This is a genomic window from Colwellia sp. MB3u-55, assembly GCF_014076785.1.
Lineage (GTDB): Bacteria > Pseudomonadota > Gammaproteobacteria > Enterobacterales > Alteromonadaceae > Colwellia_A.
The window spans coordinates 1-1,577 of the sequence record NZ_JACGUS010000041.1 but is presented as its reverse complement, the minus strand read 5'-3'; the positions used below and the strand labels follow the sequence as shown (position 1 = coordinate 1,577).

Below are 1,577 nucleotides of genomic sequence, written 5' to 3'. Positions count from 1 at the left end.
CCCTACTGCAAAAAATGAAATAGCCACTAAAACAAATGCCAAAACCATCGCTAGTTTAAAGTCGCTTTTATTATCTCTAATTTTAATTGTATCCATTACATTTGACATATTCATCCTTAGTTTGAAAAACACATAACGCCTTACTAAGCGGCGATAAATAGTTGGCTAAAATTGCGAGGAACGAAGCTAGCCAATTGTTTAGCGTCCGTTTGAGTAACTTGTTATATGCGCTGAAGTAGTACTCTACAGCTATTAATATTTTAGTTTATATAGCTTTAACCCAAATAAAGGTCGGATCCATTTCCAACGACGTATAAAATATTCATTAATCAAATAACAGCCCAAAAATGTTAATAATATTAACGCTAAGGATTCACTATAAATTGATAGTCCTTGCCTTGTTAGCCAATAACCAATCATAACTATTAATGTTTGATGTAAAATATACCAAGGAAATACAGCCTCTGTCATATAAGAAAGAGCTTTACTCGGTTTATTTAGCCATCGTTGGGAAATAGCTAACAAGGCAACAATTGAAAACCATGCGTATGCTGTCTTTCTTGCTTTCTCAGAATAGTGTTCCGTAATATCAAGGGCATACGAGCTATGATTGTGACTTTCTAAATACCATACAATAGAAGCAATAGTTGAAATAATAAAAACCATGATTAGGGCTGGAATCAATGCTTTATTAATAGCCTGCCAAAAGCTTTTGTCTTTGGCTATTAAAAAGCCAAAAATAAAAATACTGAAATATAACTGATGGTTTGCCCAATCATCAAAAAGTGCATGTGTTGATGGGTAAATAGGTTTTAAAATATAGTGAAAAATTATAAATGGAATGACCGGAATCAACATTACCACAAAGATACCTAAACAGTTATCAAGGCATCTACTACTCATTTTTTTACCATAGCCATTCATAAAAGAAGCTAAAGGACGAGCGATAGGAATAAGTAATAAAGTATAAAAAAACAAATAAACAACGTACCAAAGGTGGTTCCAGGTTGGAATGATTACCGTGTATTTATCTATACTCCCTATTAAATATTCTGGATAAAACGCCCAAAAACCAGAAGTTATCTCTCCATTTTCTAATAGCTCAAGCCACGATTGCGGGGCGATAATAGTATGAATACAAAAAATTATTGGTATTAGAAGTATAATAGATCTCTTAAACGTAAATTTAATTAATGGTTGTTTATCAATGGCAAACCTTATCGCTATGCCAGAAATAAAAAATAATAAAGTTAAGCGCCAAGGATTGATCAACTTCATAAGGGATTCAACAGTTTCGCTAGCATGCACACTTTTTACATGATATCCCCAGTCGAATAAAACATTCCTATGTGGTATAGAATAAGTACCCCAAAGACGATAACTCTTAGCCAGTCTAAATCATACCTTCTATCTATGTTTGCTCCATGCCCCATTTAAAACTCCATTTAGCATATAACGCCACGTTAAGCGGCAAAAAATTGTTGGCTAAAATTGTGAACGGAGTGAAACAGCCAACTGTTTTTTGTCCGTTTGAACGCCTTGTTAGATGAATGTTACCAGAACCACATGTTTTGACC

Annotated in this window: 1 protein-coding gene; it reads right to left on the bottom strand. The window is 33.8% G+C overall.

What is annotated here, in order from left to right; genetic code table 11:
• Positions 1-252: 252 nt before the first annotated feature.
• The gene (locus H4J66_RS01090) at positions 253-1,278 is read right to left on the bottom strand and encodes an acyltransferase family protein (protein WP_182169449.1); all 1,026 of its coding nucleotides are present in this window, start codon (positions 1,276-1,278) and stop codon (positions 253-255) included.
• Positions 1,279-1,577: the final 299 nt, after the last annotated feature.

Bases quoted from the DNA above. Each gene is read 5' to 3' on its own strand.
- H4J66_RS01090 (WP_182169449.1), bottom strand. From the start codon at position 1,278: ATGAAGTTGATCAATCCTTGGCGCTTAACTTTATTATTTTTTATTTCT.